This window comes from Massilia cavernae, assembly GCF_003590855.1.
GTDB lineage: Bacteria > Pseudomonadota > Gammaproteobacteria > Burkholderiales > Burkholderiaceae_D > Telluria_A > Telluria_A cavernae.
Genome location: NZ_QYUP01000137.1, coordinates 1 through 15,787, shown reverse-complemented (window position 1 = coordinate 15,787; position 15,787 = coordinate 1). Strand labels below are relative to the sequence as shown.

General features: G+C 60.4%; 13 protein-coding genes and 2 pseudogenes. 7 read left to right on the top strand and 8 right to left on the bottom strand.

Annotated features, from left to right (window positions below; translation table 11 throughout):
• A partial coding sequence (locus D3872_RS18055) for an efflux RND transporter permease subunit (protein WP_147373912.1) occupies window positions 1-1,431 on the top strand: 1,431 nt, incomplete at its 5' end.
• 102 nt (window positions 1,432-1,533) lie between these two features.
• Here the strand turns inward: D3872_RS18055 and D3872_RS18050 are convergent.
• On the bottom strand, window positions 1,534-2,775 hold the full coding sequence (locus D3872_RS18050; RefSeq protein ID WP_119812109.1) for an MFS transporter: 1,242 nt from the start codon (window positions 2,773-2,775) through the stop codon (window positions 1,534-1,536).
• 274 nt (window positions 2,776-3,049) lie between these two features.
• Window positions 3,050-3,484, bottom strand: a complete 435-nt coding sequence (gene merR, locus D3872_RS18045; protein ID WP_119812108.1) for a mercury resistance transcriptional regulator MerR — start codon at window positions 3,482-3,484, stop codon at window positions 3,050-3,052.
• A 71-nt stretch (window positions 3,485-3,555) separates the two neighbouring features.
• On the opposite strand from merR, the gene merT reads away from it, so the two are divergent.
• The 3 genes and pseudogenes from merT to D3872_RS18025 all read left to right on the top strand — a co-directional run bounded on the left by merT (window position 3,556) and on the right by D3872_RS18025 (window position 6,510).
• Entirely contained in the window at window positions 3,556-3,906 is a 351-nt protein-coding gene (merT, locus tag D3872_RS18040) for a mercuric ion transporter MerT (RefSeq protein ID WP_119812107.1), read from the top strand.
• 15 nt (window positions 3,907-3,921) lie between these two features.
• Window positions 3,922-5,723 (top strand): annotated as a pseudogene (gene merA, locus D3872_RS18030) (mercury(II) reductase).
• A 439-nt stretch (window positions 5,724-6,162) separates the two neighbouring features.
• On the top strand, window positions 6,163-6,510 hold the full coding sequence (locus tag D3872_RS18025) for a hypothetical protein (RefSeq protein WP_119812104.1): 348 nt from the start codon (window positions 6,163-6,165) through the stop codon (window positions 6,508-6,510).
• Window positions 6,511-6,618: 108 nt separating this feature from the next.
• Here the strand turns inward: D3872_RS18025 and arsH are convergent.
• The 5 genes and pseudogenes from arsH to D3872_RS18000 all read right to left on the bottom strand — a co-directional run bounded on the left by arsH (window position 6,619) and on the right by D3872_RS18000 (window position 9,489).
• Window positions 6,619-7,337, bottom strand: a pseudogene (arsH, locus tag D3872_RS18020) (arsenical resistance protein ArsH).
• Window positions 7,330-8,091 (bottom strand): aquaporin, encoded by a 762-nt coding sequence (locus D3872_RS18015; protein WP_119812102.1) that lies wholly within the window; start codon window positions 8,089-8,091, stop codon window positions 7,330-7,332. Before D3872_RS18015 ends, arsH begins: the two are co-directional and overlap by 8 nt.
• Window positions 8,088-8,588 carry an arsenate reductase ArsC gene (locus tag D3872_RS18010; protein ID WP_119812101.1) on the bottom strand — a complete coding sequence of 167 codons (501 nt, stop codon included), beginning with the start codon at window positions 8,586-8,588 and terminating at the stop codon, window positions 8,088-8,090. Before D3872_RS18010 ends, D3872_RS18015 begins: the two co-directional genes overlap by 4 nt.
• A gap of 34 nt (window positions 8,589-8,622) precedes the next feature.
• Entirely contained in the window at window positions 8,623-9,102 is a 480-nt protein-coding gene (locus tag D3872_RS18005; protein WP_119812100.1) for an arsenate reductase ArsC, read from the bottom strand.
• Between the two features lie 48 nt (window positions 9,103-9,150).
• Window positions 9,151-9,489 (bottom strand): ArsR/SmtB family transcription factor, encoded by a 339-nt coding sequence (locus tag D3872_RS18000; protein ID WP_119812099.1) that lies wholly within the window; start codon window positions 9,487-9,489, stop codon window positions 9,151-9,153.
• Between the two features lie 646 nt (window positions 9,490-10,135).
• On the opposite strand from D3872_RS18000, the gene D3872_RS17995 reads away from it, so the two are divergent.
• The 3 genes from D3872_RS17995 to D3872_RS17985 all read left to right on the top strand — a co-directional run bounded on the left by D3872_RS17995 (window position 10,136) and on the right by D3872_RS17985 (window position 15,231).
• A complete protein-coding gene (locus D3872_RS17995) occupies window positions 10,136-12,673 on the top strand; it encodes a TonB-dependent receptor (protein WP_229459397.1) in 2,538 nt (845 codons plus the stop codon).
• Window positions 12,674-12,736: 63 nt separating this feature from the next.
• Window positions 12,737-13,429 (top strand): PepSY domain-containing protein, encoded by a 693-nt coding sequence (locus tag D3872_RS17990; RefSeq protein WP_119812097.1) that lies wholly within the window; start codon window positions 12,737-12,739, stop codon window positions 13,427-13,429.
• Window positions 13,426-15,231, top strand: a complete 1,806-nt coding sequence (locus tag D3872_RS17985) for a 2Fe-2S iron-sulfur cluster-binding protein (protein WP_182915851.1) — start codon at window positions 13,426-13,428, stop codon at window positions 15,229-15,231. Before D3872_RS17990 ends, D3872_RS17985 begins: the two co-directional genes overlap by 4 nt.
• Window positions 15,232-15,358: 127 nt before the next feature.
• Here D3872_RS17985 and D3872_RS17980 read toward each other — a convergent pair.
• Window positions 15,359-15,787, bottom strand: a 429-nt coding sequence (locus D3872_RS17980) for a DUF3376 domain-containing protein (protein ID WP_229459396.1), incomplete at its 5' end; no start/stop codon positions are given.

Sequence of the window (15,787 nt, the reverse complement as noted above, 5' to 3'; positions counted from 1 at the left end):
TACATGCCGTCGGCGCTGCCGGGTATCTCGGCCGGCAAGGTTTCGGAACTGTTGCAGCAGACCGATCGCCTGATCAAGACGGTACCGGAGGTCCAGAGTGTGTTCGGAAAGGCAGGGCGCGCCGAAACGGCAACCGATCCGGCCCCGCTGGAGATGTTCGAGACGACGATCCAGTTCAAGCCGCGCGACCAATGGCGCCCCGGAATGACGACCGACAAGCTGGTGGAGGAACTCGATCGGGTGGTGAAGGTGCCGGGCCTGTCGAACATCTGGGTACCGCCGATCCGCAATCGCATCGACATGCTCGCGACCGGGATCAAGAGTCCGGTCGGCATCAAGATCGCCGGCACGAACCTGCAGCAACTCGACCGGATCGCGGGCGAGATCGAGCGCATCGTCAAAAGGGTGCCCGGCGTGTCGTCGGCGCTGGCCGAACGGCTCAGTGGCGGACGCTATATCGATATCGACATCAACCGCGAGGTGTCGGCGCGCTACGGCCTGAACGTAGCTGACGTGCAGGGCATCGTGTCGGCGGCGATTGGCGGCGACAATATCGGGGAAACGATCGAAGGCTTGCAGCGCTTCCCGATCAACGTCCGCTATCCGCGCGAAGTGCGTGATTCGGTCGAGAAGCTGCGGCAGTTGCCGGTGCTGACCGAACGCGGCGCCCAGATCCGCCTTGGCGATGTGGCGGCCATTCGGATCAGCGATGGTCCACCGATGCTCAAGAGCGAGAACGCGCGCTTGTCCGGCTGGGTGTATGTCGATATCCGGGGGCGCGACATGAGTTCGGTGGTGCGCGATATGCAGCGTGCTGTAGCGATGGAGCTGAAACTCCCTGCAGGCTACGCGGTTTCGTGGTCGGGGCAGTTCGAGTACATGGAGCGTGCGGCAGCGAAGCTTAAGGTCGTGGTGCCGGCGACGCTGTTAATTATTTTTGTGCTGCTCTACATGACGTTCAAGCGCTTCGATGAAGCAGCACTGATCATGGCCACCTTGCCGTTTGCGCTGGCCGGCGGGGTCTGGCTGCTCTGGATTCTCGGCCACCACCTGTCGGTGGCGAGCGCGGTCGGGTTCATCGCACTGGCCGGAGTGGCAGCCGAGTTTGGGGTGATCATGCTCCTGTACCTGAAGCATGCGTGGGACGAACGCCGGGGCATGGGCAAAACAGGCGCCGACGATTTGCTGGATGCGATTCGTCACGGGGCCGTATTGCGTGTGCGGCCGAAAGCGATGACGGTGGCAGTGATCATAGCGGGCCTGGTACCGATCATGGTTACACCAGGAACCGGCTCGGAAATCATGCAGCGGATTGCCGCCCCGATGATCGGCGGGATGATCAGTGCGCCACTGTTATCGATGTTCGTTGTCCCTGCGGTCTTTCTGCTGATGCGCCGCCGCGAACTTGGTTCGACGATCGCGGGGACATGAAGCGTGCTACGACGGCAAACCTGCATTTAGCCGCGCCGACCTGCATTCCACCGCCGCGAACCAGTAATAAGTGCAACTGACCGTGCCTGTGTGCGCGCTCAGTTATTTGACCGAGGGAGGCGATACATTTTCCGGTGAAACGGCCCCCCCGTGGGAATTGCCAGCGCGATATATTGCCAGTCCAATCAGTGCCACGATGCAGAAGGCGGCACCAGCATAGAAAGTGGATGATGCCCCAAGTTGATCCCACAGCAGTCCCGCCACGACGCTTGCGAGCAGCATGGCGATGCCGCTCATCAGGTTGAACATGCCATAGGCTGTGCCGCGCAGGTCGGCCGGTGCCGTATCAGCCACCATTGTCGCCAACAACCCCTGCGTGATCCCCATGTGCATGCCCCACAGCGCGACGCCTGCCAACACGACAGCCCAGTGGTCATTTGTCGCTAAAACCAGGTCGGCGGCGATCAATACGACAAGGCCGAGCGCGAGCAGCTTAGTGTGGCTCATGCGGTCAGAGAGCTTCCCAAACGGATACGCCGACATGGCGTAAATCAGATTCATTGCCACCATCACCAGCGGCACCAGTGCAACCGGGATGCCCCCCTGTTGAGCACGCAGGACAAGAAATGCCTCGCTGAATCGGGCCAATGTAAACACGGCGCCGATTCCCACCACCCACCAGTACGAGGCGCTAAGGCGACTCAGATTCTCGCGTCGGATAGGATTGGTTCGCTTGCCATTTTGATGCTGCTGTGGCTCGCGCACGCCGAACAAAAGCAAGGCAACGGCCAACACGCCGGGGATCACGGCAACCCAAAACACCATCCGGAAATCGTTCGCCCACAGAAGCATCAAGCCGACCGCGACCAGCGGCCCCAGGAATGCCCCTACCGTATCAAGGGATTGACGAAGGCCAAAAGCCGCACCGCGCAAATTTGGCGGCGCGAGGTCGGCGACCAAGGCATCGCGTGGTGCGCCCCGTACTCCTTTGCCAACCCGGTCCAGCAATCTGGCCGTCAGCACAATGCCAGTTGTGTTCGCCACAGCGAAGAGTGGTTTGGTCAGCGCACCCAAGGCGTAGCCGAACAATGCCAATCCCTTGCGTTTGCCGAGATAGTCGCTCAACGCACCCGAGAACACTTTGACGATCAGTGCAGTGGATTCGGCCAGTCCTTCAATTAGACCAACCGTTAGGGCGCTAGCGCCGAGCGTGCCGACCATGAACATCGGAAGAAGGCTATGAACCATTTCCGAGGAAATGTCCATAAGCATGCTTACGAAGCCGAGCATCCAGATCCCGAAAGGTATTTGCTTTAGTGTGCTGCCGGTGTGCTTTACGGTCATGTTTTTCGTTTTTTCTGGCGTGATCCATTTACAAAAAAGCCGGTTAGTTTTTTCCGAACCCGCTCTCAGAAACTCATACCTGTAGTGACCTGCATTCGAAACGGGCCGACCAGCATTCCAGCCGCTTCTCGAACAGGAATAATTGCACTGACGGCGCCCTCAAACCAGCATTTTCTCAAGTGTCAGGGAACGGCGAACGGCATCATCATGGGGGAGAAGTTGAGCAGCATTCAGGCTCGATTGGATGGCTCGCGTCGCCGCTTACTTCCTTCGGCTACACGCTGTCGGCACTGCGCGGTTCTGCTACCCCTTGCAGCGACGCAATTAGTGGGCAGGAAACGTTCCCTTTCCGCGCCTGGCAGGCGCACACAAGCTCGGACAGCACAGTTTCCATGCGCGCCAGGTCGGCCATCTTCTCGCGCACGTCCTGAAGCTTGTGTTTAGCCAGGCTGCTGGCTTCCTCGCAATGGGTGCCGTCATCGAGCCGGAGCAGCTCTGCAATCTCGTCCAGGCTGAAGCCCAGCCGCTGCGCCGATTTCACGAATTGCACCCGCGTTACATCCGCCTCGCCATAGCGGCGGATGCTGCCATAAGGCTTGTCCGGCTCGGGCAGCAGGCCCTTGCGCTGATAGAACCGGATCGTCTCCACATTGACCCCGGCTGCCTTGGCGAAAACGCCAATAGTCAGATTCTCCAAATTGTTTTCCATATCCCTTGACTCCGTACATAACTACGGAAGTAAGGTTACGGTATCTAGTTGAAATTCGAAAGGACAAGTCTATGTCTGGAGCACAAAACGTGCGCGGGGCGCTCTTCACCGGAGGGCTGGCCGCCATTCTTGCCTCGGCCTGCTGCCTGGGGCCGCTGGTTCTGATCGCCCTTGGGTTTAGCGGTGCTTGGATTGGCAACTTGACGGTGCTGGAACCCTATCGGCCCATCTTCATTGGAGTGGCGCTGGTGGCGCTTTTCTTCGCCTGGCGGCGCATCTACCGCCCGGCGCAAGCCTGCAAGCCAGGGGATGTGTGTGCGATTCCCCAAGTGCGGGCTACTTACAAGCTCAACTTCTGGATCGTGGCTGCGCTGGTTCTGGTCGCCCTCGGATTTCCTTATGTTGTGCCATTTTTCTATTAATTACAGGAGTCAGCCATGAAAAAACTGTCTGCGTCGCTCGCCCTCGCTGCCGTTGTTGCGCCCGCGTGGGCCGCCACCCAGACCGTCACGCTGTCCGTACCCGGCATGACCTGCTCCACCTGCCCGATCACCGTCAAGAAGGTGATTTCCAAGGTCGAAGGCGTCAGTAAAGCTGACGTGACCTTCGAGAAACGCGAAGCGGTCGTCACCTTCGATGATGCCAAGACCAGCGTGCAGAAACTAACCAAGGCAACCGAGGACGCGGGCTATCCGTCCAGGGTCAAGCAGTAAGCCACTGAAAACGGCATCACAGCACATCTGACGCCATTGCCTGTTGCCACAATCGAAAAAGGATCTGTAGCATGACTCATCTAAAAATCATCGGCATGACCTCCGATGCACCGCCGACGGGCAACGAACGTCCGTTGCAGATAGCCGTCATTGGTAGCGGCGGAGCCGCGATGGCGGCGGCGCTAAAGGCCGTCGAGAAAGGCGCGCGCGTCACGCTGATCGAGCGCGGCACAATCGGCGGCACCTGCGTCAATTTCGGCTGTGTACCGTCGAAGATCATGATCCGCGCCGCCCACATCGCCCATTCACGCCGGGAAAGTCCGTTCGACGGCGGTATCGCGGCAACCGTGCCTGCGATTGACCGCAGCAAACTGTTGGCCCAGCAGCAGGGCCGCGTCGATGAACTACGTCACGCCAAATACGAAGGCATCTTGGACGGCAATTCAGCAATCACCGTTCTACACGGTGACGCGCGTTTCAAGGACGACCACAGCCTTCTCGTCCGTTTGAACGAGGGTGGCGAGCGCCTCGTGATGTTCGACCGCTGCCTGGTCGCCACGGGTGCCAGTCCGGCCGTGCCGCCGATTCCAGGCTTGAAAGAGTCGCCCTACTGGACTTCCACTGAGGCCCTGGTCAGCGACACCATTCCCGAACGCCTGGCTGTGATCGGCTCGTCGGTGGTGGCGCTGGAACTGGCGCAAGCCTTTGCCAGGCTGGGCAGCAGAGTGACCATCCTGGCGCGCAGCACCTTGTTCTTCTGGGAAGACCCGGCCATCGGCGAGGCCGTGGCAGCCGCTTTCCGTGCCGAGGGCATCAAAGTGCTGGAGCACACGCAAGCCAGCCAGGTCGCGCATGTGGACGGCGAGTTCGTGCTGACCACCGCGCACGGCGAAATACGCGCCGACGATCTGCTGATTGCGACCGGCAGGGCACCGAACACCCGCAGCCTGGCATTGGAAACAGCGGGCGTTCCCGTCAATGCGCAAGGAGCCATCGTCATCGACAGGGGGATGCGCACGAGTAACCCGAACGTCTACGCGGCCGGCGACTGCACCGACCAGCATCAGTTCGTCTATGTCGCGGCAGCGGCCGGCGCCCGTGCGGCGATCAACATGACCGGCGGTGACGCGGCTTTGGACCTGACCGCGATGCCGGCCGTGGTGTTCACCGATCCGCAGGTGGCGACCGTTGGCTACAGCGAAGCGGAAGCGCGCCGTGACGGCATCGAGACCGAAAGCCGCACGCTCACGCTGGACAACGTGCCGCGGGCACTTGCTAACTTCGACACACGCGGCTTCATCAAGCTAGTGGCCGATGCCGGCAGCGGGCGTTTGATTGGCGTGCAGGCAGTGGCGCCGGAAGCGGGCGAGCTGATCCAGACGGCAGCGATGGCGATTCACAACCGGATGACGGTGCAAGAACTGGCCGACCAGTTGTTCCCGTATCTGACGATGGTCGAAGGGCTGAAACTCGCTGCCCAGACATTTACAAAGGACGTGAAACAGCTTTCCTGCTGCGCCGGGTAATAAGGCGACTGTCGGGGCATGGTTTTTGAGCGCGGGTTCGGCGACGCAGCCCGCAGCGCATATCGACCTGACCGGGGACTACGTTTGGAGGCAGAGCCGAAAGATCAACGAGGGTAGATATCGGCCGCTGCGAGACTTCAAGGATCGACCATAGGGCTTTATGGGACATACTGGAATGGTGGATACGCTGACCGACGAACCGACGAACCGACGAACAGGCGAGTGACCGTGGCGAGCGCAAGGGGTCTTGTTGGACCAGCGAGGGTTCCCGCCGATGACCCACGCCACGCGGAATAGAAAACGGTCGCGATGCCGCACAATAGAACCGGCGCGCGGGGACGCAACGTGTAACACTGTAAAAATGGCAGCACGCCATTCGCGAGCACGACAGACTGGGTAATCGCGGCTACTTTGTGGATCAATCGTTTAGGAGAAAATTATGCGTGTCAAACTAGCAATTGCGGGAATTCTCTTCATCGGACTGGTCGGATGTAATACGATGGTGGGTCCGACCGCCAACGACATTCCGGCGAGCATCGCCTCGGCCACGACGCCAGGTGATCACCAGAAGATCGCCGAGTACTTTGCACAAAAGGCGGTCGAGTATGACGCCGAGGCGGCCCAGCATGACCAGATGGCCCGTGCGTATACGAATCGCCCAAAGGGAGAGTTTGGAGCGATGATCTCGCATTGCCGAAATTTGCGCGACCAGTTTGTTTCAGCAGCCAAAACGGCGCGCACGATGGCGCAGGAACATCGACTAATGGCCGCCAAGGGCGGCCATTAGTCGAATACGGGCGGTGCCGTGCGGCGCCCCGTATGGGGTGGAAACCGCACGCAGCACGCCAGATGTCCAGGCGCAGCGGAACGCAAACCCGGGTTAAGCGGACTACACCTAAAGCTTCCGAATTTGCTTGTCGATCGCGTCGATCGTTCGCTCATTGCGCTCGCTGTAGCGGTCGGTCAGATAGTCGGTGCGTCCGTGCATGAGCAAGGTGAACTTGAACAGTTCCTCCATGACGTCAACCACACGGTCATAGTAAGGGGATGGCTTCATGCGGCCGGCCTCATCAAACTCCAAATATGCTTTCGGCACGGAAGATTGGTTAGGAATTGTGACCATCCTCATCCAGCGTCCCAGCAATCGCAGCGTGTTCACGACGTTAAAGGATTGCGACCCGCCGCACACCTGCATCACCGCCAGCGTACGGCCCTGGCTCGGCCTCACTGCTCCCTGCTCGAGCGGGATCCAGTCGATCTGGTTTTTCATCACTGCCGTGATGGCGCCATGACGTTCTGGGCTGCACCATACCTGGCCTTCAGACCACAGGCAAAGTTCGCGCAGTTCCACGACCTTTGGATGGGTTTCCGGAACGCTGCCCGTCATCGGCAGTCCAGTGGGATCGAAAATCTTCACCTCGGCCCCGAAGCACTCCAGGATGCGTGCTGCTTCTTCCGTCAGGAAGCGGCTGAAGGAGCGTTCACGAAGCGATCCATACAGCATCAGGATTCGTGGTGGATGGTCCAGGTCGGGGACCGGGGCCAGCTTTTGCAAATCGGGATATCCAATTGTGCTGCCCTGATGTTTGGCAGCTCGCGTATTTTTTCAGTCATAGGACCCCGGTCGGGTTGTGCCTGCGCGGGCATGTTCGGAAACTGGCGACGGCGCGAAGTCGCTCGGTGCGACGGTGCCCGCGACGGTCGCATCCGCCGGCGGAGCAGGATAGAGCCAGCAGAACAACAGCGTCGCGGCTGCTGCGCCGAGCAACTGCGCAGCGATAAAGCCAGGTGCGTCGAGAGGTCGAATTCCGGCGAAGGTATTCGTTGCGCTGCGGGCGAGCGTGACGGCCGGATTGGCGAACGAGGTCGACGAGGTGAACCAGTACGCTGCCGTAATATAGGCGGCCACGGCGAACGGCGTGACGCTCGGACGGCTGCGCGAGCATCCAATGATGACGGCGATCAGGCCGAAGGTGGCGACGAACTCGCCCCACCACTGCGCCGGACCTGAGCGGACATGCTCGGAAGCGAAGAAGACCGGATCGCCGAACATCAGGTGCGCCGCCGCTACGCCGGCAAAGGCGCCGGCGACCTGTACGGCGATGTAGGGCAGGACTTCCGTCCGGGGCATGTTCTTCTGCCACGCTTCGGAAAGAGTCACTACGGGATTGAAGTGTGCGCCCGAGACAGTGCCAAACATCAGGATCAGGGCGACCAGGCCGGCACCGGTTGCAATGGCGTTCGCGAGCAGTGCGATTGCTACGTTACCGCCCGCCAGCCGTTCGGCCATGATCCCGGAGCCGACGACGACGGCGAGAAGAAAGGCCGTGCCGAGACCCTCGGAAACGACGCGTCTTGCGAAGGTCATGGCTTGAAGTCCCCAATCTGGTCGAGCTCGTGCTTCAATGTCAGCTTTTCCAGTTTTTCGATCGGAAGCGCCTGGAAGGGATCCAGGCGGATTTTGATTTCACGGCAAACCTTTGCGAAGGCGTGCCGGATCTCCGCATCCGTTCCGGCGGCTAATGCGGGGTCTGCGAAACTCCAGTGTGCTGAAACGGGCTGGCCGGGCCAAATCGGGCACACTTCGCCTGCAGCCTTGTCGCACACCGTGATGACGAAATCCATGTGCGGTGCGTCGGCTGATGCAAACTCGCCCCACGGCTTGCTGCGCAAGTTGTTCAGCGGGTACCCAATAGAACTGATTTGTTCCAATGCGAACGGGTGGACCTTGCCGGCCGGGTGGCTGCCAGCGCTATAGGCGTGAAAGCGCCCCTTGCTCGCTGCATTCAGCATGGCCTCAGCCATGATGCTGCGCGAAGAGTTGCCGGTGCATAGAAACAGCACGTTGTACGTTTTTTCGCTCATGGCGATTCGCTCAGGGAATGTGTGGGAACTGGCGTCAAGGCATCAAGGTGCCGATTCGGTCCATCTCGGCCTTCAGCTTCGCCGGGTTGTTCTTGAGCGCGCCCAACGGCAAGGCCAGGAAGGCTTCAATGCGTGTCCGAAGGATTTGGTACGCCTTGATGAACGCAGCATCGATTTCTTCATCGGTTCCGGTTGCATGGGCAGGATCCTCGACGCCCCAGTGCGTCCGCAACACCGGTCCCAGGTACGCGGGGCAGGTTTCGCCGGCTGCGCTGGCGCATACCGTGATAACGATGTCGGGTGTCGCCGGCAGACTCTCCCATGACTTGCTGTAGTAGCCGTCAGTGGCGATGCCCTCGCGCGCGAGCAAGGCTAATGAACGAGGGTGGACGTAGCCAGCAGGCTGGCTGCCCGCGCTCATGGCGCGCCATCCCTTTGGCGCGAGGTGATTGAACGTGGCTTCGCCGAGGATGGAGCGGCAGGAGTTGCCGGTGCATAGGAATAGAACATTCATTGTGCGGTCCGTAAAAAGGGGAAAAATCAAAACACCGGGCGTTCGCCCTCAGGCTGAAGCAGGAGTACGTACGCAGTCGATTCCTGACATCGTTATGCATGGATTTCCGCCGCAGCAGTTCTCCGTCAAGAAGCCGAGCAATTCATTCATCCTTTCGAAATTGGCCGCGTACATGACAAATCGTCCCTCCGGGCGCGGCGTGATCAGGCCGGCGTGGGCGAGTTCCTTCAAATGGAATGAGAGGGTGGACGGGGGCACGTCCAAGTGCTCCGCGATCTTGCTCGCGGAGATTCCTTCAGGATCTGCTGTCATCAGGAATCGAAATACCGACAGGCGCATCTCCTGGGCCAACGCTGCGAGCGCGTCGATTGCTTGGTCAGTAGTCATTTTAGCTCTATATTTCGATATTTCTAGGATTGTAGAATAATGGAAGTGTTGGAGTCAAACACGCTTGCGTCAGCAGAACGCCCAGCGCGCGCCTGGCGCCTGCCGCTGGACCTCCGATTTTGGCCACATCCGCGCGCTGACATTGCTGTTTCCCATCTGGAACGAGATAACCCATGTTGCATAAGCGCAACATAAAGTCGAAACTCGGCCGTTCGTCGAAATTTAATTTTTCAAAAGGTCTTTGCCGCTAAATTTTATTGGAAGTTGCATACTAAAATAAACAAGGTCTTGCCTTGATTTAACACAAGGAATAGAGTTGTTCTAATTCGCACTTGTATAGACAAGTCTAAATGACGGGTGTGGAGCGGACGGTTTTTTGAATTGCAGTTTGTCGGGATCGGTGGCCCTCAATTGGCGAAATTGAGTCGCTAGAGTGTCGCCTGTGCATATGCAGCATAAAAATAACGGAGATTAAATGTCTTACAAGTACGTTCCAACAGCAACCGCCTTAGGCTTGATACTGCTAAGCCAGGGCGCTTACGCGCAGCAGCCCGCTATTGGCGGGACTCCCGACAAAGCTTCTCCCATTGAACGCGTTCAGATTACCGGCAGCCGGATCAATCTGAAGCAGGAACAGATTTCGGGTGTGGGGCCGGTCACTGTCATCGACGCGGAAACAATCCAGCGTTCCGGCGCGATATCCATCGAAACCCTGCTGCAGCGGCTTCCGGCGTCGGCCGGTACCGCAGGCAACCAGTCCAGCGCCTATTGGACCAGCAACGGTTACGGCACCACGCAGGTCAACCTGCGCGGACTGGGAATCGACCGTACGCTGGTCCTGTTGAATGGCCGCCGGGTGGTGGCAGGCGGCACGGGCGCGAACAGCTCCGTCGACCTGAACATGATCCCGGTCGCGATGATCGAGCGTGTCGAGGTCCTGAAGGATGGCGCCTCCGCAATTTACGGCGCCGACGCGGTTGCGGGCGTCGTGAACATTATCACCAAGAAAGCAATCAACGGCGTTGAAATGTCGGCGCGCTACGGCAAGACCGAACGCGGCGACGGCGAGGAGAAGGCGGCCGACATGGTGTGGGGCACGCGCAGCGATCGCGGCTCGCTGATGGCTTCGCTGAACTACTCCGAGAGCGGCGAGGTCAACCTGGCCTCGCGCGCTCCGTGCGCGCTCACCGAGGACAGCGGCAAACTGATCTGCTCGGGCAGTTCGTCGACCATCGGCGGCCGTGCGCGTCTGGCCGACGGCCGCCGTGTCAACTTCAATCAGGTTCCAGGCGGCAATCCGCGCAGCTTCGAAACATACTCGGCCGCCAAGCATGGCTACAACAGCAATCCGTTCCTGAATGCGGTGAATCCGATCAAGCGCGTCGGCATGAGCGCCTTCGGTAACATTCACCTGACCGAGAATGTCGATCTGTTCACCGAGCTGATGTACACCAATCGCCAGTCCGAGCAGTTGGCGACGCCGGGCGCCATCGGCGCGGTGCGCCCGATCCGCATCGCAGCGTCGCATCCGACCAACCCTACCGGGCAGGATCTCACACTCGAGCGTCGCCGTGTGGCTGAAGTCGGTCCGCGCACGTTCTTCCAGGAAACCAATACATTCCGCATCGCGACGGGCCTCAAAGGTGTCTTGAACGACAAGTGGGACTGGTCGGCATCGGTCAACTGGGGCCGCAACACCGGCGTCGACGGCATGACGAACATCATCAACCTTGACCGCGTCGACGCCACCTTGAATGCAGCGACCTGCGGCACCAGCCCGACCGCTGCGCCGTGCGGCAATTACCTCGGCTATGGCAACCTCTCGCCAGCCGTGCTGGACTACATCCACTTCACCACCCACGACAATGGCGGCAACGACCAGAAGAGTTTCAACGCAAGTATCAGCGGCGAGGTATTTACCCTGCCAGCTGGCGCCGTCGGCTTTGCGACCGGTTTCGAATACCGCCGCGAGCAAGGCTGGCGCGATCCCGACAGCCTGATCGTTTCCGGCGCGGCCAACACCAACGCCCAGGACCCGATCGACGGCGAGTACAGCGCCCGCGAAGTATTTGCCGAGTTGGCGGTCCCGTTGCTCGCAAAGCTGCCAATGGTGGAATCCTTGAACCTGAACGGCGCAGCGCGTTATTCGGACTACAGCCTGTTCGGCGCGAAGACCACCTATAAGGTGGGCCTGGACTGGCAGATCATTCCTTCGTTGAAAATGCGGGCCAACAAATCGACCGCATTCCGCGTGCCGACGGTGCCGGAATTGTTCGGCGGCGTTTCGGAAGGCAACCTGACGACGACCGACCCTTGCAACAACTGGAACACGAAGGACCCTAACTCGAATGTGTACAAGAACTGCCAGGCATCGCGGGTACCGGTCGGGTTCAAGCAGTTCGGCCCGTCCATCCTGACCACCGGCGGCGGAAACATCAACCTCGAACCGGAAGATGCCGACACCTTCACCGTAGGTACCGTGTGGACCCCGTCCAAGTCCGTTACGCTGACGCTCGACTACTTCAATATCGAGATCAATAACGCGATCCAGACGGTGCCGGGTTCGACCAAGCTGTCGGTGTGCTACAACTCGCCGGGCCTGTCGCACATCTTCTGCCGCCCGTCGAGCTTCACCCGCGAACCTGCTACCGGCGAGATCAACTTCCTGTCGTCCCAGCCTGAAAACGCGGCGCAGCAGCGCGTGTCCGGCATTGACCTCGGCGCCCTGTACGACTTCTCGCTGGCCGGCTGGCATGCGTCGTTGACGGCCGACGTGTCGCGCCTCAACCGCTTCGACGTCACGCCATTCCCAGGCGGCGCGACGATCGAATACGCCGGCAAGATCACCGGTGGCCGCGGCAGCTATGCCAAGTGGCGTTCGGCGACCTCGCTGACGCTGGCGAATGGCCCGTGGTCGGGTTCGTACAACATCCAGTACATCGGCTCGGCCAACGACATCAATGCGGCCCCAACGGCCATCGGTGCACGCGCCCCGAGCGTGGCGTACCATAACGCCAGCGTGAAGTACGCCGTCACCAAAGCAATGACGGTGGCATTCGGTGTCGACAATCTGCTCGACAAGGAACCGCCGTTCATCCAGAGCTGGACCGACGGCAATACCGATACGATGACCTACGACCTGCTGGGCCGCCGCTGGCACGCCCGGGTTGGCTATCGTTTCTAAGTAGTAGCAGCACCGCGGGCAGGGTCCGCGGTGCACTTTGTGGATTCATCGAACGGAATCACGATGCAAACATCTTTCTGGGTACGCCGTGCCCATAAATGGATTGGACTGGTCATCGGCGTGCAGGCCTTGCTGTGGATGATCAGCGGGCTGTACATGGTCGTTGTACCACTCGAAGTCATTCATGGCGATCACCTGGCTCACGTTTCAAGCGAGCCGCTCACACCCTCGGCCAACCGCATCGCGCAAAGTGCGCTTGCGGAGCGCTATCCCGGCATCACCTCGGTGCGGCTGAAGAATATGCTGGGCAAGGAAGTCTATGAGATCCGGCAGGGTAGCGATGCTGCCCTGGTCGACGCGGCGACGGGTAGCAAGATCAGCCCGCTGGACCGCGACACCATCAAGGCGCTGGCCGACGAGTCCTATGTGGGCGAGGGCAGTATCCGCGGAATCGAGTGGGTCACCAAAGCCCCCCAGGAGGTCGGCAAGCGGCCGGTACCCCTGTGGGCAGTGCACTACGAGGAGAGCGGCGATACCACCCTGTATTTCTCGCCGCACACCGGCGATCTTGTCGCCCGCCGCCACAACCTGTGGCGCTGGTTCGATTTCCTGTGGATGTTCCACATCATGGATTATGAAACCCGGAACGACGTGAACAATACCTTGCTGCGCGTCGCCTCGGCGACCGGCCTGTTGTTCGCGCTGAGCGGGGCATGGCTGCTGTTCTACAGTTTCACGCGGAGGAAGAAGACATGACACCCTGGATGCGCAAGATTCATAAATGGATCGGCATAATCATCGCCATCCAGTTCGTGTTGTGGATGTCGAGCGGTGTGGTCATGAGCCTTTTCGACGCCGGGAAAGTCGGTGGCCGCGAGTTCCGCATCAAGCCGCCTGCGGCAAGCCTGTGGCCTGCGAATGCGCTGACGGTCGATGACGTGCTGGCCAAGGCAGCTGCCCCTGTGATGACGGTTTCCAGCGGCTGGCTCCTGGACCAGCCGGTCTACCGGCTGGTCAACGACAAGTCCACCTGGATGGTCAGGGCCGTCGATGGCGGGACGATCGCGCTTGGGCCGGAACTGGCAACCCGCATCGCGCAGGCTTCGTACTCCGGAGCGGGCCATCCGGCGGCGCCACGCCTGCTGCGCTATTCACCGGAAACGCGCAAGCACAAGGAGCCGGTCTGGCGCGTCGACTTCAATGATTCCGACGACACCACCGTCTATGTTTCGGCAAATACCGGGAATGTCCTGGAGCACCGGAACAGCACGTGGCGCGTGTTCGACTTCTTCTGGATGCTGCACATCATGGACTATAGCGAGCGGGAGAATTTCAATAATCCCTTGCTGGTAACGAGTGCCGTGGGCGGCCTGTGGATGGCGCTCACCGGGGTGTGGCTGCTGTTTACCAGCTTCCGCCTGTCCGAATTTATTCCCAAGCGCTGGCGCAGGGTGGCGAGTGTCAGCGTGTATTCGGATGGAAACCGTGTTCGCCTGGTTCCTGCATCCAAGGGCGATACGGTGTTCCAGGCACTTGCCCGGGACGGCTTGCAACTGCCTTCGAACTGCGGCGGCGGGCAAAGCTGCGGCCTGTGCGAAGTACGCTGCATAGGCAAGGCGCCGGAGCCGACCAGTGCCGACCGCGCACTTCTGTCGCCTCAAAAACTGGAGGCTGGATACCGCCTGGCCTGCAACCTGCCTGTCGACGGCAGCGTCGAAGTCGAAGTGGATGGCGCTACGGCGCGCGCCACCGAGTACGAGGCGACAGTCACCAGCGTGCGGGCGGTGACGCCGTTCCTGCGCGAGATTACGATCCGTCCGAATGCCCATGTCGAATGCCGCCCCGGCTCGTATATCCAGGTGCACGTTCCCGACTATGCGCGCGATGCTTCGCATATCCAGTTGCCGGACGAGCACCGCGACGACTGGCGCGGCGTCGCCTTGCCGCCGAAGCTGGTCAATCCGGAGCCGCTGCGCCGCTCGTACTCGCTGGCAGTGCCAGTGGAAAAATGCGGGGGACAACTGACGCTCCTGGTGCGCTTCATGCCCGGGCAGCAGCCTGGCAAGGGATCGAGCTACATGTATACGTTGAAGGAGGGCGACAGCGTAAGGTTCAGCGGTTCGTTCGGGGATTTCGCGATCAAGCCGGGCGGGCGGGAAAAGGTGTTCATCGGCGGCGGGGCGGGCATGGCGCCGCTGCGCGCCATGATCCACTCGCTGCTCGATGAGGGCGCGCGCGAGCCGATGCACTTCTGGTACGGTGCGCGCAGCCATCGGGATGCGCCTTACGTGGAAGAGATGAAGGCTTTCGCCGGCATGCACCCGAACTTCAAGTGGCAACTGGTGCTATCCGAGGAGACGGCCGAAGAAGCGCAAGATGTGCGGACGGGACTGGTGCATGAAGCCGCACGCGACGCCTTGCTGCGCAAGCACCCGGACCTCGCCGCGTGCGATTTCTACCTGTGTGGTCCGCCTGCCATGCTGGCGTCTACACTCAAGCTCCTGAAGGAGATGGGGGTGAGCGACGATCGGATAGCGTTCGACGACTTCAAGGTCTGAGTGCATGGAGCCGGGAAACCAGCTCCCTCACAGGACGGAAATCGCAGCGCGGATCCGTGCCACAAGGTCGGGAATCAGGCGGAGTCGCCCGGCTTCCTCGTCGATCACCCGTTCAAATGCAGCCTTCTTAAAGGGCATGAAAGTCGATTGCGTCCCGCGCACCCGCCGGCACCGTGCTTGCAAGAATGTCGAAGAGCCGATCGACGGCATGCAGCCGTCCCCACAGATAGTCGTTCTCACGCGTCGCGCGGCTGAGAAAGCCGCCAAAGCCGGCAAAGGTTCCACCTATCAGCATCCGCCTCGCATCTGGCGAAGCCAGGCTGACCGCATCGTCCGGACTGATGCGGTCGATCAGGGTCTCCACGATGGGCCCGGTTTCCATGGACCGGGTGCCGCCGGAAGCACAACGAACGAGGATGTCCCAGTAAAAATAGCCCAGATAGGCGGAGAGAATGGCGCTGCGACAGCGTGGCCCGAGATTGAGCACCAGCGAAGATGACAGCACCGCGTCCGCATTGTCGTTGCTGCGGTTTAGATCGCATTCGATGCCGAGTCG